The sequence below is a fragment of the Kitasatospora sp. NPDC034023 genome (assembly GCF_055575795.1).
Genome location: NZ_JBVIRY010000022.1, coordinates 106,580 through 128,288 on the forward strand (window position 1 = coordinate 106,580; position 21,709 = coordinate 128,288).

The window sequence follows — 21,709 nt, forward strand, 5'->3', positions numbered from 1 at the left end:
CAGCTAGGCTCGACGCCATGACCAAAGGCGTGATGTTCGACTTCTCCGGCACCCTCTTCCGGGTCGTCTCCACCGCCGAGTGGCTGGCGGCCTTCACCGCCGCCACCGGCCTCGACCTGCCCGCCCGTGAGCAGGCCGAACTGGTGGACCGGCTGGAGGAGTTCGGGGCGCTACCCGGGGGTGTGCCGCCGCGCCGGATCCCGCCGGAGGTCCAGGAGGCATGGGACACCCGCGACTTGACCCCCGAGCTGCACCGCGCCGCGTACACCGCGCTGACCCGCGCGGCCGAACCGCCCGCCGGCCTCGACGCGGACGCCCTGTACGAGACCCACATGGCGCCCGCGAGCTGGCGCCCCTACCCGGACGCCGCCCCCGTGCTGCGCGAGCTGCGCCGCCGGGGCGTCCCGGTCGCCGTGGTGAGCAACATCGGCTGGGACCTGCGCCCGGTCTTCCGCGCCCACGGGCTGGACGAGCTGGTCGACACGTACGTCCTGTCCTACGAGATCGGCGCCCAGAAGCCCGACCCGATGATCTTCGAGACCGCCTGCGCCCGGCTCGGCCTGGCCCCGGCCGACGTGCTGATGGTCGGTGACGACCGGACGTGCGACGGCGGCGCGACCGCGCTCGGCTGCGGCTTCCACCCGGTCGAGCACCTGCCCGTCGACCAACGGCCGGACGCCCTGGCACCGCTGGCGGCGACCCTGCCGGACTGACGGGTCCGGATTGACGGGTCCCGATTGACGTGTCCGGGGTGACGGAAGACACGAGGTGGCACCCCTGCTGCCAGGAGTAGCGTGCGGGCATGACCGATCAGGACTTCACCACCCGCATCACTGTCCGCGGGTACGAGACCGACACCCAGGGCCACCTCAACCAGGCCGTCTACCTCCAGTACGCCGAGCACGCCCGCTGGGAGTACCTCCAGGCGGCCGGGATCCGCCAGGCCGACCTGGTCGCCAAGGGCGTCGGCCCGGTCGTCCTGGAGACCACGGTCAAGTACCTGCGGGAGCTGCGCGCGGGCGACTCGGTGGACGTGAGCTGCTCGTTCACCTGGCGGGACGGCAAGACCTTCCAGGTGGTGCAGCGCCTGATCCGCGAGGACGGCGTGCTGGCCGCCGAGATCACCGGCGTCGGCGGCATCCTCGACCTGGCCGGGCGCAGGCTGGTCGCCGACCCGCGCGAGCCGCTGCGCGCCCTCGCCGCCGACCCGGCCCTGCTCGGTCTCTGACACACCCTCTGACGCATCCCGCTGCCGGCCCGCCGGAATCCTCTCTGAGGCGCCCTCACCATCCGCCGGTCCCCGGCGTCGGAGGCCGCACCCGGTTGCGGCCTCCACCCGGTGGACGGGGGTTTCCCCTACCCCCGACCGGCCCGCTGCCCGGATGGGGCCAAGTGCGCTGCCGCAGCAGACTCTTGGGCATGCCGAAGAACACGATCACCGTCACCGCCGCCGCGACCGCGGCCGCCGCACTCGCCGTCACCGCGCTGACCGCCCTGCCCGCCTCCGCCGACGCCCCGAACGGCGGGAAGGACCGCCTCACCTGGACCACCTGCCAGGGCGACGCGGACCCGCGCCAGCGGTGCGCCACCGTCACCGTCCCGCTGGACTACCGCGACCCGTACGGCGAGCAGATCACCCTCGCGATCTCCCGCATCCCCGCTGCCCGGCCGGGCCAGCGCCACGGTGTCCTGCTGACCATCCCCGGCGGACCGGGCGGCTCCGGCCTGGACGTTCCGAGCAGCGCGGCCAAGCGCCTCCCGCAGTCCGTCCTGGACCGCTTCGACCTGGTCGGTTTCGACCCGCGCGGCGTCGGCCGCTCCACCCCGGTCAGCTGCGACCTGGACCGCTCCGACCTGACGATGGTCAAGCTGCGCTCCTGGCCCGCCGCCGACGGCTCGATCGACGGCAACGTCGGCTACGCGCGCCGCCTCGCCGAGGCCTGCGCCAGCAACGGCGGCCCGGTACTGCGCAGCATCTCCAGCGCGAACGAGGCCCGCGACATCGACGCCATCCGCGGGGCCCTCGGCGAGCGCAAGCTCTCCGCCTGGGGCGTCTCGTACGGCACCTACGCGGGTGCCGTCTACGCCACCATGTTCCCGCAGCGGACCGACCGGATCGTGCTGGACAGCAACGACGACCCGAACCCGACCCGGGTGGAGCGCGGCTGGCTCGCCGCCTTCGGCCAGGGTGCCGAGGACCGCTTCCCGGACTTCGCCAAGTGGGCGGCGTCGCCCGGCAATCCGGACCGGGTCGCGGACACCCCCGAGGAGGTCCGCCCGCTCTTCCTCGACCTCGCCGCCCGCCTGGACCGCGCTCCGCTGCCCTGGCCCGGGGCCGAGCCGGCCGAGCTGAACGGAAACGTGCTGCGCGAGACCATGATGCAGAGCCTGTCCGCGGACGCCGCCTTCCCGCACCTGGCCCGGCTGATGCTGGCCGGTCTCGGTCGCCGCCCGTTGCCCGCCCCGATGACGCCGCCGGAGCAGGTCATGCAGAACACCATCGCCGTCTCGGTCGGCACGCTGTGCAACGACGTCAACTGGCCCACCGACCCGGCCGCGTACGTGAAGGACGTCGCCGCCGAGCGTGCCGCCCGTCCGCTCACCGCGGGCATGCCGGCGAACGTGACGCCCTGCGCCTTCTGGCCGTCCGCGCCCGCCGAGCCGCCGGTGAAGGTGACCGACCGCGGCCCGGCGAACGTCCTGCTGGCCCAGAACCTGCGCGACCCCTACAGCCCGTACACCGGCGCGCTCAAGCTGCGCGCCGCGTTCGGGCAGCGGGCCCGGATGGTGGCGGTGGACTCGGGCGGCCACGAGACGTACGTGGCCCACGGGAACGCCTGCGGCGACGCGGTGGTGACGGACTACCTGGTGACGGGCCGCCGCCCGGCCGAGGACGTCTTCTGCCCGGCGGAGTGAGCGCGGGCGGAGTGGGCGTGCCCGGAGTGAGCGTGGGACCGGTGCGGGCCGGGTACCGGAAAGCCGGGCGCGAGCCGGGGAATTGCTGAGCGGGAGCCGGGCGCGGTCCGAGCCCGCCGGGTGGCACGCGGGGCCAACAGGCCGTGGACGAACGGCCCTTGTCCCTGCGTGCACGTCCGTTCGACTCTCGTGAATGAGTCGAATCTGTCGCGATTTTGTGACAATCCCTCGCCGACACCCCGCCCACGCGGGGTGTTCACGGCCTTAATGTTCGATCTATGTCACCGAAGAGCCGCCGCATATCTTCCCCGGACCCGGGCGACACCTGGGTGCCGCGCCCGAGGCGCCGTGAGACTCCGATCGGGATCCTGCGCCACGCGGCCAAGTTCCTCGGCGCCAGCGTCCTCGGCGGGGTGCTGCTGGCAGGCCTGATCCTCCCGGCGGCCGGCGCGGTCGGGCTCGGGGCGAAGAGCGGCGCCGAGGGCTTCGAGAGCATCCCCGACGACTTCAAGACGCCGCCGCTCACCCAGGCCACCCAGATCTTCGACGCCAACGGCGGTCTGATCGCCAAGGTCTACGAACGCGACCGCACCGTCCTCACCGCCGACCAGATGTCCCCGCTGATCCGCCAGGCCCAGGTGGACATCGAGGACGCCCGGTTCTACGAGCACGGCGCGGTGGACCTCAAGGGCGTCCTGCGGGCCGTCACCAAGAACGCCGAGAGCGGCGCCACCGTCCAGGGCGCCTCCACGCTGACCCAGCAGTACGTGAAGAACGTCAACGTGGAGAAGGCCGGGGACGATCCGGAGGCGGTGCGCGAGGCGCAGCGCAAGACGCTCGGCCGCAAGATCCAGGAACTCCGGTACGCCATCAAGCTGGAGGAGGACCTGAGCAAGGAACAGATCCTCACCAACTACCTGAACATCACCTTCTACGGCCACCAGGCGTACGGCATCCAGGCCGCCGCGCAGCGCTACTTCAGCAAGGACGCCAAGGACCTGAGCCTCCCCGAGGCGGCGATGCTCGCCGGGCTCGTGCAGAACCCCACCCAGTACGACCCGAAGCTGCACCCGGTGGCCGCCCAGAAGCGCCGCGACACCGTCATCGACAAGATGGTGGAGAACAAGCACATCACCGCGGACCAGGCCAAGGAGGCGAAGGCCGCCCCGCTGGGCCTCACCTACAAGGACCCGCAGAACGGTTGCATCACCGCCAAGGCCGGCATGGGCTTCTTCTGCGACTACGTGCGCCACGTCGTCAAGCAGGACCCGGCGTTCGGCAAGAGCGCGGCCGAGCGCACGAAGCTGTGGGACACCGGCGGCCTCAACATCTACACCACCCTGGACCCGGAGAAGCAGGCCGCCGCCCAGAACGCCGTCTCCACCAAGGTGTACGTCACCGACCCGGTCTCGGCCGCGATGACGATGGTCGAGCCCGGCACCGGCAAGATCCTGGCGATGGCGCAGACCCGCCCGTACGGCCTGGCCAAGGAGAAGAACGAGACCGTCGTCAACTACAACGTGGACGCGGCGATGGGCGGTGGCATCGGCTTCCAGCCCGGCTCCAACTTCAAGCCGATCGTGGCCGCCGCCGCCCTGGAGGCCGGACTGTCGTCGACCCAGCGGTACGACGCGCCGAACCGGATGGACTGGCCGACGATGAAGACCTGCGACGGCACCTGGAAGAACCTCAGCAAGGGCAAGAAGGAGGGGACGATCCCCAACGAGAGCGCCTCCGAGCAGGGCCCGTACGAGCTCAAGCAGGCCATGGCGCTCTCGGTCAACACCTACTTCGTGCAGATGGAGCAGGAGATCGGCCTCTGCGCGGTCAAGCAGATGGCCAACAAGCTGGGCGTGGCGGGCAAGGCGGACGGCTCGCCGCTGCAGGAGGTGCCCGCGCTCGGCCTCGGCACCCAGGAGGTCAGCCCGCTGACCATGGCCAACGTGTACGCGACCTTCGCCGCCCGGGGCAGCCACTGCGCGCCGATGGCGATCAACCGGATCACCACGGTCGACGGCAAGGACGTGCCGGTGCCGTCGGCCCAGTGCACCCAGGTGATGTCGGAGGACACCGCCGACGTGGTCAACAGCGTGCTGCTCGGGGTCACCGAGAAGGGCGGCACCGCCCGGGACCTGGGCCTGGACGACGGCCGCCAGATCGCCGGCAAGACCGGTACCACGGACGAGAAGAAGTCGGCCTGGTTCACCGGCTACACGGGCAACCTGGCCGGCTCGGTCTGGCTGGGCAGCCCGGGCACCAAGGTGCCGATGCGCAACATCCGGATCGGCGGCAAGTACCAGGCCGAGGTGTTCGGCGCGACCGGCCCGGGGCCGATCTGGCAGCAGGCGATGAGCGACGCGGTCCGGAACATGCCGGAGCAGCGGTTCACCACCGTCTACATCCCGGACCCGCCCAAGCGCGACACCGGCTGCAGCACCCCCGGCGGCTCGCCGAACCCGGTCACCTGCACCGGCGCCCCGGCCACCGGCAGCCCGGGGGCCAACGGGAACAACGGCAACAACGGGAACAACGGCAACAACGGGAACAACGGCAACAACGGGAACAACGGCGGCCAGGCCAAGCCGCGCGGCGCCAACCCGACCGGCCGCTCCGCGCCGTCCACCCCGCCGGACCCCGAGGACCAGTAGCCGAAGCCCGGTCCGCACCGGCCGGCCCCGCCTGAGTACCCGTACTCATGCGGGGCCGCGCCGCGTCGGCGGACGATGGCGCCATGCCGCACAGCATCCTCGGCGTCCCCGCCGTCTTCTGCCCCTCGATCGGCTACCTGGCCGGCTCCCTGGTGATCGGCCTCGCGGCCGCGCACGAACGGCGCGCCGCGACCGGCCCCGGCGCCGCCAAGGCGGTGCGGCAGTGGACGGCGGTGGTCTGGACGATGCCGGGCTTCCTGCTCGCGATGACCGTCAACCCGTTCCCGGACGGCACCGCGGCCCGCTTCCTCTCCGCCACCGCCCTGGGCGCGGCCGGCAACGCCGCGCTGCTGGCGCTCGCCGCCCACGCCCTGGGGCTCGGGTGAGCCGTTCTGGCATGCCTCGGGCCTACCGGGCCTCGACCGGCTCGCCGCTGTCCTCGTCGAGGTTGAACACCCGCCGGTAGGAGTCCGTCACCACGGTGATCTGCTCCCGCCCGGTCCAGCTCGCCTCCACCAGCCGGGCGTCGTCCGGGCCCCCGCCGATGTCGGCCAGTGACCAGCGCCGCGCCGTCCAGCCCTCGCCGGACTCCAGGAACACCTGCCAGTGCTCGCCCGGCGTCGGCCCGGTGGCGTACGAGCGGTGCACCACCACCAGCGCCTGCTCCGCCCCCGCCGGGGCGGCCTCCCGGCTGCGGGTCTCGGCCGCCGACACCTTGTGCGCGGCCAGCACGCCGAGCAGGAACACCACGCCGGCGGTCACCGTGACCGCCCGGGTGGCCGTCCGCAGGGCGGCGCCGCGCAGGTCGCCCAGCCAGGCGGCCGCGATCAGCGTGGCCAGCGCCGCGCCGAGCAGCAGTTCGGGCCGGTTGAGCAGGTCGGCGACCAGCATCCGGCCGCCCGAGCGGCTCTCCCACTGCCCCTCGGTGTACAGCAGTACGGCGGCCAGCCCGCCGGCCGCCAGCAGCCGGACCAGGACGCGCCTGGTCCGGGACGTCCGCTTGTCCATCGTCCCCCCGTTCACGGTGTCACAGCTCGGCGAGCAGTGTGCGGCCCTCCGGCCAATCGCCCAGTCCGGAGGCGGAGTTGAGGTGCCCGTACGCGCCCGGCTCGACGTACCGGGCGCCCCAGGCCGCGGCGAAGGCACGGGCCCGCTCGGGGGAGACCCACGGGTCGTCGGTCGAGGAGACCACCACGGTCGGGAACGGGAACGGCTCCAGCGCCACCGGCCGGAAGCCCACCAGCTCCGGCACCTCCGCGGCGTCGACGTCGGCCGGGGCGACCAGCAGCGCGCCCCGGACGGCCGCGGTCCGCTCGGCGGGCGCGGTGGCCACCCAGCGGGCCGCGGTGACGCAGCCCAGGCTGTGGGCGACCAGCACCACCGGGCCCTCGGCGGCTGCCGCCGCCACCGCCGCGTCCACCCGGGCCACCCAGTCCGCCCGCTCCGGCTGTTCCCAGTCCGCCTGCTCGACCCGGCGGAAGGACTCCGGCTCGGCGGCCTCCCAGTGGGTCTGCCAGTGCTCGGGGCCCGAATTCTGGTAGCCGGCGAGGACGAGGTAGGTGGTGCGTTCCGGCATGGGTTCCTCCGGCGAAGGTCGGTCGTGGGCAGCAGGATTCTAGGCCGCGCATCGCCGGGCGCCGCAGCCGGGCGGTCGCCCGGCGCGCAGTCTCCGCAATCGGCGCGCGCACCTCCGGATGCGCCGTCGTACGCCCGGTGCGTCCTGTTGCCAACGACGTGACGGGTGCGGCACGTTGGACCGGGCCCGGCCGGCCGCCACCGATCGGAGCCCGCACGAGACCTGACGACCGATCACATGAAGGGATGTCGGCGATGACATCGAAGATCCTGCTCGTCACCGGGGACGCCGCCGAATCGCTGGAGGTGTTCTACCCGTACCAGCGGCTGCGCGAGGAGGGCTACCAGGTCGACATCGCGGCCCCGACCAAGAAGCGCCTGCAGTTCGTGGTGCACGACTTCGTCGAGGGCTACGACACCTACACCGAGAAGCCCGGCTACAGCTGGCCCGCCGACATCGCCCTCGCCGACGTCGACCCGGCCGACTACGTGGCTCTGGTCATCCCGGGCGGCCGCGCCCCCGAATACCTGCGCAACGACCCCGACGTGCAGCGGATCGCCCGGCACTTCTTCACCGGGGACAAGCCCGTCGCGCAGATCTGCCACGGCCCGCTGATCAGTGCCGCCGCCGGGGTCCTGGAGGGCCGCCGCACCTCGGCCTACCCGGCGCTGGCCCCGGACATCAAGGCCGCGGGCGCCGAGTTCGTCGAGGGCGAGGCCGTGGTGGACGGCCTGGTCGTCTCGGCCCGCGCCTGGCCCGACCACCCGGCCTGGCTGCGGGCCTTCATCGAGGTCCTGCGCAAGCACGCCCCGGTCGCCTGAGCGGCCCCGCCTGACCGGCCCTACCTGACTCAACCCCGGAGCCGTACCCCGAGCCGTCTCGGGGTACGGCTCCGGGTCCGTTCCGGGTTCGTTCCGGGTCGGACTCCGTCCTGCGGCGCGACGACGGCCGACCGGATGCCTGGCAGGGTGTCAGGAGCCCCGGGCAGAAGCCCGGTTGAACACCTCCACGACCCAGACCAGGGAGGCCGGCATGACCGCCGCCCCGACAGTCGCCCAGACCGCTCCGACGACGGGCCGCCACCGTCCGGCCCTGCGCACCGTCGTCGTCGCGGCCGTCGGCGCGGGCCTGCTCGCCGCGCTCGCCCCGGCCGCCGTCGCCCGGCCCGCCACCGGTCCGGTCGCCGCCGGGTGCGGCGGCCGGCACACCGCCGCCACCCGCCCCGGCGCCGTGGACACCCCCGGGCGACACGCCGACTGGGCGGCCGCCGACGCCGCCCTCGCCGGGATGACCGACACCGGCTACTCGACCTCCGCCCTCGCCGCCGTCCGCGAGGACGGCCGGCTGGTCTGGCGCAACGCCACCGGCGTCGCCGAACTCGCCACCGGCGAACCCGCCGACCCCCGCGGCGCCTTCCGGATCGGCAGCGCCACCAAGACCTTCGTCGCCACCACGCTGCTGCAACTCGTCGGCGAGCACCGGCTGGACCTCGACGACCGGCTGGAGTGCCTCCTGCCGGGCATCGTCCCGAACAGCACCGCGATCACCGTCCGGCAGCTGCTCAACCACACCAGCGGCGTCGCCGACTACACCCAGGACCCGGCCTTCGACTACCGGCGGCCGGAGTGGCTCGACGGCGGACGCTTCACGCACTACGCCCTCCGGGACCTCGTCGACATCGCCGGCCGGTACCCGCCCGCCTTCCCGCCCGGCGCGGACTGGCAGTACTCCAACACCAACTACGTCCTGATCGGCATGATCATCGAGAAGCTCACCGGCCGCAGCTGGAACGAGGAGGTGACCCGCAGGATCATCCGCCCGCTCGGCCTCACCGGCACCCTGATGCCAGGCGACTCGCCCGTCATCCCCGCTCCCCACGCCCACGGCTACCACAAGGCGGACACCGGCCCGGTCGACGTCACCCTGCTCAACCCGACGATGGCGGGATCGTCCGGCGCCGGCATCTCCACCACCGCCGACCTGACCACCTTCCTCGCGGCCCTGCTCGGCGGCCGCCTGCTGCACCCGGCCGAACTCGCCGCCATGCAGCAGACCACCGCCCACGGCGAGGGCCGGTCCTACGGTCTCGGCCTGCAGAGGCTGGACACCCCCTGTGGCACCTTCTGGGGCCACGCCGGCGGCTTCCCCAGCTACGTCACGATGATGCTCGGCTCTGCGGACGGGAAGCGCCAGTTCGCCGGGAGCACCACCATCTACGACATCCCGGACCAGGACACCGCCAACGCCGCCTGGAACAGGGTGATCACGACCGCCCTGTGCGGCCCCCGGCCCGGCACGGCCGTTCCCGCACCCGGGCTCGCCCGCATGGCACCGTGACCGACCTCCTAGGCTGACCGGCGACACCACGGCCCACCGCCACCAGGAGGACGAGACATGGCAGAGCCGCTGATCGCCGCAGTCGGGGGCAAGGTGCCCGCCGTCGACCCGGGCGCCTTCGTCGCGCCGAACGCCGTCGTGGTCGGGGACGTGACCGTCGCCGCCGGCGCGAGCGTCTGGTACGGCGCGGTGCTGCGCGGCGACGCCGAGTCGATCCGTGTCGGCGCGGGCAGCAACATCCAGGACAACTGCACGCTGCACGCCGACCCCGGCTTCCCGTTGGTGGTCGGCGAGCGGATCTCGGTCGGCCACAACGCGGTGCTGCACGGCTGCACGGTCGAGGACGACGTCCTGGTGGGCATGAACGCCACCGTGCTGAACGGCGCCCGGATCGGGGCCGGTTCGCTGGTCGCGGCCGGCGCGGTCGTGCCGCAGGGCATGGTCGTCCCGCCGGGCTCGCTGGTCGCGGGCGTCCCGGCGAAGGTCCGCCGGGAGCTGAGCGAGGAGGAGCGGACGGGCATCAAGGCCAACGGCGAGGGCTACCGGCTGCTCGCCGGGGCCCACCGGGAGATCGAGGTCCTGTAGAGGTCCGTCAGGCGCCGGTCATCGCGGTAGCAGCACCGGCACCGGCACCGGCACCAGCGGCAGGGGCGGTGGCGGCGGCGGCCGGTTCCGCGACGACGGGCGCCGGCCGAGGCCGGTCGGCCGCCCAGGCGAGTACCGCGACCAGCGCGCCCGAGGCGGCCAGGCCCGCGCCGACCAGGGTCGGCGAGGTCCAGCCGAGCCCGGCGTCCAGCGCCAGCCCGCCGAGCCAGGCGCCTTGCGCGTTGGCCAGGTTGAAGGCGCCCTGCACGGTCGCCGAGGCGAGCGTCGGCGCGGTGCGCGCCTTCTGCAGCACCAGGGTCTGCACCGCCGGCACGATCGCGAAGCCGAACAGCCCGATCAGCACCACCGTCACGGCCGCCGACCACCGGGCGTGCGCGGTCACCGCGAACAGGGCCAGGGTCGCGGAGAGCAGGACGAAGGCCGCGCAGACGGTCGGCCGCAGGGCCCGGTCGGCGGCGAACCCGCCGAGCACGTTGCCGATCGTCATCCCGACGCCGAACAGCGCCAGCACCAGGGTCACCGAGCCGGTGGCGTACCCGGAGACCTCGGTGAGCAGCGGCGCGATGTAGCTGTAGCACGCGAAGAAGCCGCCGCAGCCGAACACGACGGTGGCCAGCGCCAGCCACAGCTGCCCGCTGCGGAAGGCCCGCAGCTCGTGCCGGAGCCCGGACTGGCCGGGGGAGGGCAGCGCGGGCACCAGCTTGGCGATGGCGAGCGTCCCGGCTGCGGCGATCAGCACGACCACGATCATGGTCGCCCGCCAGCCCAGGTGCTGCCCGAGGAGGGTCGCGGCGGGCACGCCGACGATGTTGGCGACGGTCAGCCCGGAGAACATCACGGCCACCGCTCGGGCCCGCCGGTCGGGCGCCACCAGCTCGGCCGCGGCCACCGCGCCCGCCCCGAAGAAGGCCCCGTGCGGCAGTCCGGTGACCAGCCGTGCGGCGGCCAGGGTCCAGAAGTCCGGTGCGAGCGCGCACAGCGGGTTGCCGGTGGCGAAGAGCCCGGCCAGTGCCACCAGCACCGCCTTGCGCGGCCGTCCGGCGGCCAGCGCGGTGAGCAGTGGTGCGCCGATCACCACCCCCAGTGCGTACGCCGAGATCAGCCAGCCCGCCTGCGGGATGGAGACGTGGAGGCTGTCGGCGACCTGGGGGAGCAGCCCCATGGCGGCGAATTCGGTGGTGCCGATGGCGAACGCGGTGACGGCCAGCGCGAGCAGCGCGAGAGGCAAGGGGGTGACTCCGGGGTGATGCCGAGGACCGGGGGAGCACGCGGCGGATGAATTCGTTCGTCCGGCATCCTAATCCGGTCGGATGACGCCCTCGTGAGGCGTATATGACGAATGGGGGTCGCCAGTAGGGCGTGCGCGCGCGAGACTGGGGGCATGTGCCGCAACATCAAGACGCTGCGACCGCCAGTGACGCCCGACGCCGACGAGGACGACTTCCGCGCCGCCGCACTGCAGTACGTCCGGAAGGTCTCCGGTTTCCGCGCCCCGGCGGCGCACAACCGGGAGGCCTTCGACCGGGCCGTGGACGCGGTCGCGGAGGCCACTGCCCGGCTCCTCGGCGAGCTGGAGGTCCGTGGCTCGCACGCCCCGGCCGCCGAGGTCGTCGGGTAGTTCCGGCGCCCTCGGGCAGGGAGTATCCGCGTACAGGGAGTAGGAGCAGGAACCGGTGATGAACCCCGCCAAGCGTTACGCCCTCACCTTCCCCGGCACCCCCGGTACCCAGGCCCCGCAGGACGTCGTCGTGGTCACCCGCACCAGCGCGACCGGCCCGGGCGGCCATCCGGTGTACGAGGACGAGAGCGGCATCGTGCGGGCCGAGATCAGCGACTCCGGCGAGGTCCGGATGCTCGCCAGCGGCGGCCACCAGTCCCCGCACCTGCCGGTCCACGCGCACCCGCTGCCCTGACCACCCGGTCCGCCTTGACCGCCGCCCTGACAGCCGCCTTGGCCGTCCGCCTCGGCCGGCGGTCCGCCCGGTCCCGCCGGACCGCTGGCGGAGGCGATCGCCGCTCGGGCACAATCACCGCATGACCACAGCGAGTTGGCAGGGCATCGTCATCGCCGAGAGCGAGGACACCGTCCTCGTCGAGGGCAACCACTACTTCCCGGCCGAGTCGGTCCGCACCGAGTACCTGCGGCCCTCCGGGACCACCACGGTGTGCGGCTGGAAGGGCACCGCCGGCTACTACACCCTGGACGTGGAGGGGCGGACCAACCCCGACGCCGCCTGGTTCTACGCCGACCCGAAGCCCGAGGCCGAGCACGTGCGCGGCCGGGTGGCGTTCTGGCGCGGGGTGGAGGTCACCGAGTCGGCGGCGGTCACCGCGTAGCCCCCGACCCGTGGGGGTAGTGGATCCCCATGGCAGTCTTCCGCAGACCGGGCCGCTCCCGGTCCACCCCCGAGCCGGACCTGGCCGAGCAGCTCGCCGAACTGGTCGAGGAGGCCGAGCAGCCCGTCGGCAAAGGTCCGGAGGCCGCGTACGCGGCGAAGCAGCGCAGCCGCGGCCGGGCCGTGGTGGTGCACGCCTCCCGGCTGCTCGGCAGCGGTGGGCGGGCCGCTCAGGGAGTGGCGCGGGGGGCGGTGTACGGCGGCAAGGCGCTCACCGAGCAGCTGCTGCGGGCCGCCCCCCGGATCCCGGTGCGCGACCTCGCCACCCTGCGGGCGCAGCACCCGGGCGCGGCCTTCCCCGAGCAGTTGGCCGATCTGCTGGTCACCGGCGCCGTCCGGGCCTCCGGCGCGCTCGGCGCGGGGGTCGGCGCGGCGGCGATGATGCCGGTGCCGCCCGCGATGCCGGTGGAGATCGCGGCCGAGACGCTCGCGGTCGCGGCCGTGGAGATCAAGCTGATCGCCGAACTGCACGAGGTCTACGGCGCCCCGGCGCAGGGCAGTGCCGGCCAGCGGGCCGGGGCGTACCTCGGCGCCTGGGCCAACCGCCGCGGGATCGACGCGACGCTGCTGGTCCGGCCGGCCGGCTTCGCCGCGCTGGCGATCGGCGCGGAGGTGCGCCAGCAGGTGCGCCGCCGGCTCACCCGCAGTTCGCTGCGCCACCTGCCCTCGCTGATCCCGCTGCTGGTCGGCGCGGGCATCGGCGCGACGATGAACCGGAGCGACACCCGCCGGCTGGCCGACGAGGTGCGGGCGGACCTGCGCGCCCGCCCGTCGGCGGGCCGCGCCTACTGGGCCGCGGCCGCGCCGGCGGTGCGGGGTACGACGGTGCCGGAGGGCGAGGAGGCCCCGTAGGGCTCCGGCGCCCCGGCACCTCGGGGCTCCGCTACGGGGTCGGCGGCGGCGGGGCACCCGCGCCCCGGCCCGCCTTGACGCCGTTCACCATCGCCTGGTGGATCGCCCGCGCGGTGATCTCGTCGGCCGCCGGCACCGGACTGCCGGACACCGTGTACCAGTCCAGCGCGCCGGTGTACTGGACGGTCAGCCGCGCCTCGCCGTCCACCCAGGTGGTGTGCACGGTGAGGTCGCCGGAGATCGGTCCGACCTCGGTGGTGGTGACCCCGCCGGGGCCGCTGATGATCGATTGGGTGGTCCAGGTCGCCCACGACGCGCGCGGGTCCGCGGGCGGCCGGGCCTGCCGATTGCCTTGGTCGTGTTCGGTCATGCGCCTATCCTCCCCTGCCGGTGGGTCGCCGCCCGGGCAGCGACACCTGCGGTCGTGGCGACCGCCCGGTTCCACCGGGCGGTCGAGTCGGTACGGCGGACGGTCAGTCGAGCCGGCCGGATTCGTCCAGCATGGCGTCGCCTTCCGCCTGCGAGGTGTCCTGCGCGTGCAGGTTCTGCATCGAGGTGATGCCCTCCTCGGGGTCGGCGGCGCGGACGTCCTCGTCGCGGTCGGTGCTCACCTCGGACCGTTCGCTCATGTCGGTCATCGCGGGCTCCGTCTCCTCGGCCGGTCCGGGGGCGCCGGGCCGGAGGCGCGGCTGGGCCGGGTGTCTCTTTCGCCCTTCCAGCCTGCCTCCGCCCCGGCGCAGGGGCCAGCCGGGTGACCGGCGATCCGTGATTCCGCGACCGGATCCCGACATTTCCGGCCCGGCCCGACGTTTCCGATCCCGGACCCGACGTTTCCGGCCTCCGGGCCCCGACCGGGCGGCGTCACCGTGAGGTCACCAGGTCACGGGCAGTGACCGCATGCCGTAGATGAACGAGTCGGTACGGAAGGCCAGCTCGTCGCGGGGGATGGCCAGCCGCAGCCCGGGCAGCCGCCGGAACAGGGTGGCCAGGGCGATCTGCAGCTCGGCGCGGGCCAGCGGCTGGCCGAGGCACTGGTGCACGCCGAAGCCGAAGGCCAGGTGCCGTCGGGCGTCCCGGTCCAGGTCCAGCTCGTCGGCGGGCGTGCCGTCGGCGCCGCCGAACACCGTCTCGTCCCGGTTGGCAGTGGAGAGCATCGCGATCACGCCGTCCCCGGCCTTGATCGTCGCACCGCCGAGCTCCACGTCCTCCAGGGCCACCCGGGGCAACCCGGTGTGCACGATGGTGAGGTGGCGCAGCAGTTCCTCCACCGCGCCGGGCACCGCCGCCGGGTCGGCCAGCCTGGCGACGTGGTCGGGCCGGTCCAGGAGCAGGGCGGTGGAGAGCGAGATCATGTTCGCGGTGGTCTCGTGCCCGGCGATCAGCAGCAGGATGCCGGTGCCGGCGACGTCGCGCGGGGTCAGGTCGTCCCGGACGGCGAGCCGGCTGAGGATGTCGTCCTCCGGCTGCTCCCGCTTGCGGGCCGCCAGCCCGCTCAGGTAGTCCAGCAGCTCGTCCCGGGCCTCGGAGAGCTTTTCCAGCGTGCTGGTGTTGCTGAGCAGTGTCCGGCTGACGCTCTGGAAGAACTCGCGGTCCTCGTACGGGACTCCGAGCAGCAGGCAGATCACCAGCGAGGGGACCGGCAGGGCGAAGCCGGTGACCAGGTCGGCCTCGGTGCGCCCCTGGGTCATCCGGTCCAGCGCCTCGTCGACGATCTGCTGGACGGCGGGGCGCATCGCCTCGACCCGCTTGACCAGGAAGTCCCCGGTGACCATCCGGCGCAGCCGGGCGTGCTCGGGGTCGTCCAGCCGCAGGAAGTTCGGGTTCTCGGCGATGATCTCCCGGCGGCCGGGCAGCAGCAGCGGGAAGTTCGGGTGACGCACGTCCGCGCTGAACCGGCGGTCGGACAGGATGGTGCGGACTTCCGCGTAGCCGGTGGCCAGCCAGCAGGACTCGCCCTCGGGCAGGTCGGCGCGGGTGACGGCGGCGGTGGCGGCGGCCTCGGTGTACGCGGGCGGCGGGCCGAACGGGCAGCCGGCGGAGTGCGGTGCCGGCATCGGGACGGCGGTGGTGGGTGGTGTGCTCGTCAAGGTGGGGTCTCCTTGCGTCGCGGTGTTCTCCGGTGGGGGATGGTGATGACTGGCGTTACGTCAGGAGCCGTTGTTGCCAAGGAAGTTGTCAGCCGTCGAGCTCGGCGGGCTCGTCCTCGGTGACGGTGATCGCCCCGCCCGGGCAGAGCTGGGCGGCCAGTCGCAGATCGGCGAACTGATCGGGCCGGAAGGTGGTCTGACGGAGTCTCACCAGGCTGTCCTGGTCGTCCTGGTCGAACACCGCGGGCACGGTCGTGACGCACATCCCGGAGCTGCAGCAGCGGTCCCGGTCGACGTTCACCTGCATGGTCGGGCACCTTTCGCCAGTACGCCGCCGGCTGCCGACGGCCGCCTCTCGTTGTCATTGCCAACCTAACCGCCGCTGCTCCGTCCACGGAGGGTGCGGTGCGGGATCGTCGAGAATGGCCGATTCGGCTTCCGCCGGAGGGCCGGCGCGGTGCGGCAGGTTTGAATGGACGCGACCCCGACAGGCGGCGGGTCCCGCCGCCCCGACGGCGAGCTCAGGACGACAGGCCCTCGGCTGCGGCGATCTCCCGCACGGTCGCGACGGTGTCGGCCTCGGCGGCGCCCTTGTCCGGCCGGTAGCGCACCACCCGGGCGAACCGCAGGGCGAGGCCGGCCGGGTAGCGGGGGCTGCGCTGCAGGCCGTCGAAGGCGATCTCGACCACCAGCTCCGGACGGACCCGCACCGTCCAGGCGTCCCGCTCGGTCTCCCGGGCGAGCAGTTCCTCGGTCTGCCAGGCGAGCGTCTCGTCGGTGAGGCCCTTGAAGGTCTTGCCGAGCATCACCCACGGGCCGAGCCCCGGCTCGCCCGCCGCCCGGGCGCCCAGGTGCAGGTTGCTGAGGAACCCGCGCCGCCGCCCGCTGCCCCACTCGGCGGCCAGCACGACCAGATCGAGGGTGTGTCGAGGCTTCACCTTGATCCAGCCGATTCCGCGCCGCCCGGCCGCGTACGGGGCCGCCGGATCCTTGACCAGCACGCCCTCGTGGCCGAGGGCCAACGTGTCCCGGAAGAAGGCCAGCGCCCGGTCGCGGTCCCCGGTCTCGGTACGCGCCACCCGCAGGTCCGGCGGCGCCGCTCCGGCCAGCGCCGCCCAGCGCTCCCGGCCCGGCCGGTCCACCAGGTCCTCACCGTCCCGGTGCAGCAGGTCGAAGAAGTAGACGCTGAGCGGGACCTCGGCGCGCAGCCGCTCCGGATCCCGCCGAGCCGCGGTACGCGCGGCGGTCTCCTGGAACGGACGCGGCCGCCCGTCCGGACCGAGCGCGATCGCCTCGCCGTCCAGCACCGCCGAGCGCAGCGGCAGCGCGAGCGCGGCCTCCGCCACCTCGGGGACGCGCGCGGTGATGTCGTCCAGGCTCCGGGTGAACACCGCGACCTCGTCGCCGTCCCGGTGCACCTGCACCCGGATCCCGTCCAGCTTCCACTCCAGCGCGGCCGCACCGGTGCGCTCCAGCGCCGATGCCACGTCCGGCGCGGAGGCGGCCAGCATCGGCCGCACCGCCCGTCCCACCTCCAGCCGGAACGCCGCCAGCGCGGCTTCCCCGCCGGTCAGCGCCGCCTCCGCCACCGCGCGGGCCGAACCCCGGAACATCAGCGCCCGCCGCACCGCCGCCGCCGGGACCCCCGCCGCCTGCGCCACGGCGTCCCCGACCACCGCGTCCAGCGCCCCCTGCCGCAGGTCCCCGACCAGCACCGCCCGCAGGAACCCCTGCTCCACCTCGGTCGCCCGCGCGAACAGCCCGTGCAACAACCGCCGCCGCTCCGCCTGCGCCCCGGCCCCGTGCACCCCGGCGATCCGCTCCAGCTCCCGCTCCACCTCCCGCACCCCGAGCGAGGCCTCCCCGGCCGGCTCCGGCAGCCCCCGGAGAGCCGCCGGCCCGACCCCCGTGCGCAGCCGCTGCGACTCCCCGGACAGCAAGGCCACCGCCGTCGGCGCCTCCACCGGCCCCAACTCCCGCAGGCACCCGGCCAACAGCCCCGTCTTCGCCCGCCGCCCCGGCTCCGCCGCCACCGCCCGCGACACCGACGCCAACCGCCGCAACCCCGCCACCACACCACCTCCTCCACCCCAGCATCCGCGCCCCCGGGGGCCCGCGCCTCAGCAGAGCTGCAGGTGCGGTACTCCGGTGTGACGATGAAGAGAGGACGACTTCCCGAAGAGCGGTCGGATTGGTCGGATCGACATGAGTGAGAACGTCCTTGCCCACGGAGCCGACGCGACCGGCACGACGGACTCCACGACCGCCTTCCGGAAGGCGATCGACGCACTCGGCAAACGCGGCGGAATCGTCGAGATCCCGGTCGGCCGGTACCGGATCGACCAGGCTCCCATCGAGGTCACCACCCCGGTCCACTTCCGGGGGGACGGCGGGATGGTGCGCACCGCCGTCGACGAGGGCGGCGTCAATGTGCCGGGCAGCGTCACGACCCTGCTGTTCCCGCCCGACCAGGACGGATTCGTCGTGGTGGCGCCCTCCTCGGCCAACGCCCACTTCGAGGGCCTGGCCCTGATCCGTACCCGCGCGAGCGGCCCGGCTTCGGAGCGCTTCGCGCGGCGCGGCATCCACGCGGAGAACCGGATCTGGGCCGAGAGCCTGTACCTGCTGAACTGGGAACGCGGCATCGACCTCGACGGGCGCACGAACCACCCCGCGGAGCCGGACCACATCACCGCCTTCGCCACGAACGACTCCTACGTCTCCCGGATCTTCGCCGAGGACTGCTTCTGGGCGACGTACGCCCACGGCCAGGACGCGCAGGCGAGCCACTTCGAACACATCGTGACGCTGAGCTGCGAAGCGGGCATCTACGACTCCAGTCTGGCCGGCAACGGCTACGTCGACTGCTACGTCGACGGCGGGTTCTCCGAGCCGCCCTACTACATGGACACCAACCAGTCCGTCCTGCTGAACTGCCGGTGCGAATCCCACCTCCCGCCCCAGCTCGGACCGGGCGTCACGGTGGTGGGCGGCGGGTTCAACGTCGCCGGGCTCCCGGCGCAGGTGGCGAAGGCGCTGGGCGTCACCGGTGCCCCCTTCCGGCAGATCAACGGCGTCCCCGCCCGGCATGAGGGAGCCCCGTTCCCCGGCGGGACGGCGAACTTCGCGGCCGGGGAGCAGATCGTGGTGACGGTCGACGGGGTCGCACGGACCGTCGCCTTCGCCGCCGGTGCGTTCACGCCCCGCCAGGTGGCCGAGCGGATCAACGCCGCGTTCGCGGACCTCGCGCTGCCCCGGGTCGCCACCGGGTACGGGTTCGACAACTCCCTGACCGTCGAGGGCTGGCGGGGGCACGTGACGGGGACGGTCACCGTCACGGGAGATCCCGCGACCCTCGCGAAGATCGGCTTCCCGGCCCCGAGCCCCACGAACGGCCTGAACTACGGTCAGCTGCTGTCGGCACCGGAGACCGCGCACGTCACCTTCCGCGCCCATTCGGGCCTGAAATCGGACGGGATCCCGGGAATCAACGAGCCCGGCTTCGAGGAGCAGCTCGAAGTCGTCATGGCGTACGACGGCATCCGGCCGATGTTCTGGCAGGCCAGGGGCGACACCGGTGACGCCCACGAATTCGGCATCCTCCGGGACGTCGGAAAGGGCGTGCGGCGCTGGGCGTTCACCCGTGCGTCCCTCCCGAGCCTGATCTCGCTCGGGTTCACCATGCCCCAGGACTCGCTCGGCGCCGACCAGGTGGTGGCCTACGACGGCCTCTGGATCCAGGCCCCCCGTGGCCGCCGGATCCTCCTGTGCAGCGGCGTGCCCAACGCCAGCCAGGGAGCGCTCGAGGACACCCAGCCGCCCACCCCTCCGCACGACTTCGCCTGGGACCTGGCCGCTGACCCACCGAAGCGGTACGTCCGCACGGTGACCGGCTGGGTGGCGGACCCCGCCGCCGTCGGCAGCACCTCTGAGGGCAGCACGTCTGACGGCAGCACCTCGCAGCCGGCACCGGCCCTCGACCTGACACTGGACCAGCGCAGCCTGGTGACCGTGGACGACGCCGCCGGGCAGTGGCAGTTCGAAGGGGGTGAGGTCCTCCGGGCGGGGAGCCGGGTCGCGGACTACGCGAGCAGCAAGCGGGTCGTGACCGGTGGGACCGACACGCTGCACGTCGCCATGCTGACGCTGTCCCTCTTCTTCGTCGACCTGGCCGGGGCGCCGACGGAGAACCTGACCCTCCAGGGAACGCACAACCTCTCCTCGGGGGAGGCGAACGGCAGCGTCAGCGCCGCCTCGCCCGGATTCGCCGACCGCATCGGCGCGGGGTTCCGGCAGGTCGGCCAGGCACTGACCATTCACTGAGCACCCTCCTCGGTGCACCCGCCATCGCGGCCCCCGGCGGGTGGCGGCACCCCCCCGGGGCCGGATCGGCGCTGTCCGGTTTCCCAAGTGACGGAGTGGAGTGTGAGGTTGCCGATCTTGGCCGGGATGGAGATCGGTGGCGGGGCGACGGGGCGTCATGCTGGGGGCCCGCACCGCGCCGTGACCCCGAGGAGACCGAGATGAGCGACACCCCCACCGCCCGCTGGAGCGTGGGCGCACCCGAGCCCGGCGAGTTCGCCGCCTGGCGTGAGCTCTTCCGCGGGTACTGCGAGTTCTACCGCGTGCCGTGCCCGGAGGAGAAGGCCGAGCTGGTGTGGTCCTGGCTCACCGACAAGGACCACGAGGTGGAGGGGCTGCTGGTGCGGGACGGGGACGGGACGCCGGTCGGGCTCGCCCACTACCGGCCGTTCGCGCGGCCGCTGCACGGGGCTGTCGGCTGCTTCCTGGACGACCTCTTCGTCGCTCCGGACGTGCGGGGCGGCGGGGCGGTGGACCTGCTGCTGGCCCGGTTGCGGGAGATCGCCGCCGAGCGCGGCTGGAACACCGTCCGCTGGATCACCGCCGAGACCAACTACCGGGCCCGCAGCAAGTACGACCAGGTCGCCACTCGGACCCCGTTCCTCACCTACGACATGGCCCCGGACGCCGCACTGCGCTGAGGATGCGCTGAGCCCCGCTGCGCTGGGGCCCGCCCCGGGCTGCGCTGGGGCCCGCCCCGCTGAGGCCTGATGCGCCGAGCTCTGATGCGCCGAGCTCTGATGCGCTGAGGCCGCGACCGGGCCGCCGGACATTCGTTCGGACTTTCTGTTATCGGCGCGCTGCCGGGAGGTCTCCCAGGTGTCGGCACCCGACCGGCCGACCCGGAACAGAAAGCGTGACCACGTGAACAGCGACGACAGGACGACCATTCGCCCGGCGACCGGTGGCGACGGCGGCGCGGGCGGCGCCCACGGCCGGTCCGGTGGCCGGGCCGCGCGGCGGGCCGCCGAACGGCAGGCCGGTCAGGGCCGTCGCCGGCGGCGCGGCGGGTTCGTGCCGGTCACCGCTGTGGTCGCGGCCGTGGCCGGTACCGGGCTGATCGCCGCGCTGGCCGGTGCGGGGTATGCCGCGTACGGCGGCAAGCAGACCGATCGGGACGCCGTCGGCCAGGCGATGGCCGCCGACGCGCTGATCGCCGCCGAGATCGGCACGCACGAGGGCATCCAGGTCCCCGGCGCCGGGGGAGCGGACCCGGCCGCCCCGGTGCCGCCGGCCGGCCCGGCCGCGACCGACCCGGCGGCCACCCCGAGCGCCCCGGACACGCCGCCCGCCACCGCCCCGGCCACCCCGACGGCTTCGGCCACCGCCACCCCGACCCCCACCGCCTCCGCCTCCGCCGCCAAGGCGACCGCGAGCGCGACCCGGACCACCGCCGCGCCGACCGCCGCCAAGCGGACCGCCACCGCGCCGGCAGCCCCGGTCGGCGGCGGCGCGGCCCCCTCGGATGCCCAAGCGGTCGTGGACCTGGTCAACGCCGAGCGCGCCAAGGCCGGCTGTGGGCCGGTCACCTCCGACCCCCGGCTGGCCACCGCGGCCCAGTCGCACAGCGACGACATGGCCGACCGCAACTACTTCGACCACGCGAGCCCCGAGGGTTACCACGCCGACCACCGGATCGAGGCCACCGGCTACCGCTGGAGCACCTGGGGCGAGAACATCGCCCGGGGCCAGAAGGACCCGGCCGCCGTGATGGACGCCTGGATGAACAGCCCCGGCCACCGCGCCAACATCCTGAACTGCGCGTTCAAGCAGCTCGGCGTGGGTGTGCGGACCGGCTCCGGCGGCCCGTGGTGGACCCAGGTGTTCGCCGCCCCGGCCTGACCGGCCCTCGGCCCGAGCCGTTCGGGCACGCCCTTCCCGACTCGATCCGGTCGCCGATCCAGCCTCCGCCCCGGCCTGATACGGCCG

The 21,709-nt window shown here is 73.8% G+C and carries 23 protein-coding genes; 15 read left to right on the forward strand and 8 right to left on the reverse strand.

Annotation, left to right across the window (positions count from 1 at the left end; genetic code table 11):
• Positions 1–17 precede the first annotated feature (17 nt).
• The 5 genes from ACZ52R_RS26970 (at position 18) to ACZ52R_RS26990 (ending at position 5,950) form a co-directional block, all read left to right on the forward strand.
• Positions 18–713 carry an HAD-IA family hydrolase gene (locus tag ACZ52R_RS26970; RefSeq protein ID WP_465619133.1) on the forward strand — a complete coding sequence of 232 codons (696 nt, stop codon included), beginning with the start codon at positions 18–20 and terminating at the stop codon, positions 711–713.
• An 89-nt stretch (positions 714–802) separates the two neighbouring features.
• Positions 803–1,228: an acyl-CoA thioesterase gene (locus ACZ52R_RS26975; protein WP_360491455.1), complete on the forward strand. Its 426-nt coding sequence runs from the start codon at positions 803–805 to the stop codon at positions 1,226–1,228.
• 191 nt (positions 1,229–1,419) lie between these two features.
• The gene (locus tag ACZ52R_RS26980) at positions 1,420–2,916 is read left to right on the forward strand and encodes an alpha/beta hydrolase (RefSeq protein ID WP_465754313.1); all 1,497 of its coding nucleotides are present in this window, start codon (positions 1,420–1,422) and stop codon (positions 2,914–2,916) included.
• A gap of 278 nt (positions 2,917–3,194) precedes the next feature.
• On the forward strand, positions 3,195–5,564 hold the full coding sequence (locus tag ACZ52R_RS26985) for a transglycosylase domain-containing protein (RefSeq protein ID WP_465754314.1): 2,370 nt from the start codon (positions 3,195–3,197) through the stop codon (positions 5,562–5,564).
• Between the two features lie 83 nt (positions 5,565–5,647).
• Positions 5,648–5,950: a hypothetical protein gene (locus ACZ52R_RS26990; RefSeq protein WP_465619140.1), complete on the forward strand. Its 303-nt coding sequence runs from the start codon at positions 5,648–5,650 to the stop codon at positions 5,948–5,950.
• Positions 5,951–5,972: 22 nt separating this feature from the next.
• Here the strand turns inward: ACZ52R_RS26990 and ACZ52R_RS26995 are convergent, their stop codons facing one another.
• Both ACZ52R_RS26995 and ACZ52R_RS27000 read right to left on the reverse strand, forming a co-directional pair.
• On the reverse strand, positions 5,973–6,572 hold the full coding sequence (locus tag ACZ52R_RS26995) for a hypothetical protein (protein WP_360491443.1): 600 nt from the start codon (positions 6,570–6,572) through the stop codon (positions 5,973–5,975).
• A gap of 19 nt (positions 6,573–6,591) precedes the next feature.
• Positions 6,592–7,140 (reverse strand): RBBP9/YdeN family alpha/beta hydrolase, encoded by a 549-nt coding sequence (locus tag ACZ52R_RS27000; RefSeq protein WP_465663254.1) that lies wholly within the window; start codon positions 7,138–7,140, stop codon positions 6,592–6,594.
• A gap of 254 nt (positions 7,141–7,394) precedes the next feature.
• Between ACZ52R_RS27000 and ACZ52R_RS27005 the strand changes: the two genes are divergently transcribed.
• The 3 genes from ACZ52R_RS27005 (at position 7,395) to ACZ52R_RS27015 (ending at position 10,062) form a co-directional block, all read left to right on the forward strand.
• Entirely contained in the window at positions 7,395–7,961 is a 567-nt protein-coding gene (locus ACZ52R_RS27005; RefSeq protein WP_465619146.1) for a DJ-1/PfpI family protein, read from the forward strand.
• Between the two features lie 211 nt (positions 7,962–8,172).
• Positions 8,173–9,477, forward strand: a complete 1,305-nt coding sequence (locus ACZ52R_RS27010; protein WP_465754315.1) for a serine hydrolase domain-containing protein — start codon at positions 8,173–8,175, stop codon at positions 9,475–9,477.
• Between the two features lie 57 nt (positions 9,478–9,534).
• Complete coding sequence (locus ACZ52R_RS27015) at positions 9,535–10,062, forward strand: gamma carbonic anhydrase family protein (protein WP_360491431.1); 528 nt, start codon at positions 9,535–9,537, stop codon at positions 10,060–10,062.
• A gap of 7 nt (positions 10,063–10,069) precedes the next feature.
• On the opposite strand, the gene ACZ52R_RS27020 is transcribed toward ACZ52R_RS27015, so the two are convergent.
• A complete protein-coding gene (locus tag ACZ52R_RS27020) occupies positions 10,070–11,311 on the reverse strand; it encodes an MFS transporter (protein WP_465754316.1) in 1,242 nt (413 codons plus the stop codon).
• 153 nt (positions 11,312–11,464) lie between these two features.
• Here ACZ52R_RS27020 and ACZ52R_RS27025 point away from each other — a divergent pair, with 153 nt between their 5' ends.
• The 4 genes from ACZ52R_RS27025 (at position 11,465) to ACZ52R_RS27040 (ending at position 13,331) form a co-directional block, all read left to right on the forward strand.
• A complete protein-coding gene (locus tag ACZ52R_RS27025; protein ID WP_465619153.1) occupies positions 11,465–11,701 on the forward strand; it encodes a DUF2277 domain-containing protein in 237 nt (78 codons plus the stop codon).
• 58 nt (positions 11,702–11,759) lie between these two features.
• A complete protein-coding gene (locus tag ACZ52R_RS27030; protein WP_360491422.1) occupies positions 11,760–11,996 on the forward strand; it encodes a DUF6296 family protein in 237 nt (78 codons plus the stop codon).
• 121 nt (positions 11,997–12,117) lie between these two features.
• A complete protein-coding gene (locus ACZ52R_RS27035) occupies positions 12,118–12,420 on the forward strand; it encodes a DUF427 domain-containing protein (protein WP_465663267.1) in 303 nt (100 codons plus the stop codon).
• Positions 12,421–12,449: 29 nt separating this feature from the next.
• Positions 12,450–13,331, forward strand: coding sequence for a hypothetical protein (locus tag ACZ52R_RS27040; RefSeq protein ID WP_465619156.1), 882 nt, complete (start codon positions 12,450–12,452; stop codon positions 13,329–13,331).
• A 31-nt stretch (positions 13,332–13,362) separates the two neighbouring features.
• On the opposite strand, the gene ACZ52R_RS27045 is transcribed toward ACZ52R_RS27040, so the two are convergent.
• The 5 genes from ACZ52R_RS27045 to ACZ52R_RS27065 form a co-directional block, all read right to left on the reverse strand.
• Positions 13,363–13,701, reverse strand: a complete 339-nt coding sequence (locus ACZ52R_RS27045; protein WP_465619158.1) for a hypothetical protein — start codon at positions 13,699–13,701, stop codon at positions 13,363–13,365.
• 103 nt (positions 13,702–13,804) lie between these two features.
• The gene (locus ACZ52R_RS27050) at positions 13,805–13,969 is read right to left on the reverse strand and encodes a hypothetical protein (protein ID WP_360491410.1); all 165 of its coding nucleotides are present in this window, start codon (positions 13,967–13,969) and stop codon (positions 13,805–13,807) included.
• 234 nt (positions 13,970–14,203) lie between these two features.
• Positions 14,204–15,418 carry a cytochrome P450 gene (locus ACZ52R_RS27055; protein ID WP_465663268.1) on the reverse strand — a complete coding sequence of 405 codons (1,215 nt, stop codon included), beginning with the start codon at positions 15,416–15,418 and terminating at the stop codon, positions 14,204–14,206.
• 88 nt (positions 15,419–15,506) lie between these two features.
• Positions 15,507–15,725, reverse strand: a complete 219-nt coding sequence (locus ACZ52R_RS27060) for a ferredoxin (RefSeq protein WP_465619164.1) — start codon at positions 15,723–15,725, stop codon at positions 15,507–15,509.
• 214 nt (positions 15,726–15,939) lie between these two features.
• Entirely contained in the window at positions 15,940–17,490 is a 1,551-nt protein-coding gene (locus tag ACZ52R_RS27065; RefSeq protein ID WP_465754317.1) for an ATP-dependent DNA ligase, read from the reverse strand.
• A gap of 133 nt (positions 17,491–17,623) precedes the next feature.
• Here ACZ52R_RS27065 and ACZ52R_RS27070 point away from each other — a divergent pair, with 133 nt between their 5' ends.
• From ACZ52R_RS27070 to ACZ52R_RS27080, 3 genes are all read left to right on the forward strand, one after another.
• The gene (locus ACZ52R_RS27070) at positions 17,624–19,741 is read left to right on the forward strand and encodes a hypothetical protein (RefSeq protein WP_465754318.1); all 2,118 of its coding nucleotides are present in this window, start codon (positions 17,624–17,626) and stop codon (positions 19,739–19,741) included.
• 200 nt (positions 19,742–19,941) lie between these two features.
• A complete protein-coding gene (locus ACZ52R_RS27075; protein WP_465663269.1) occupies positions 19,942–20,421 on the forward strand; it encodes a GNAT family N-acetyltransferase in 480 nt (159 codons plus the stop codon).
• Positions 20,422–20,644: 223 nt separating this feature from the next.
• The gene (locus tag ACZ52R_RS27080) at positions 20,645–21,622 is read left to right on the forward strand and encodes a CAP domain-containing protein (protein WP_465619172.1); all 978 of its coding nucleotides are present in this window, start codon (positions 20,645–20,647) and stop codon (positions 21,620–21,622) included.
• Positions 21,623–21,709: the final 87 nt, after the last annotated feature.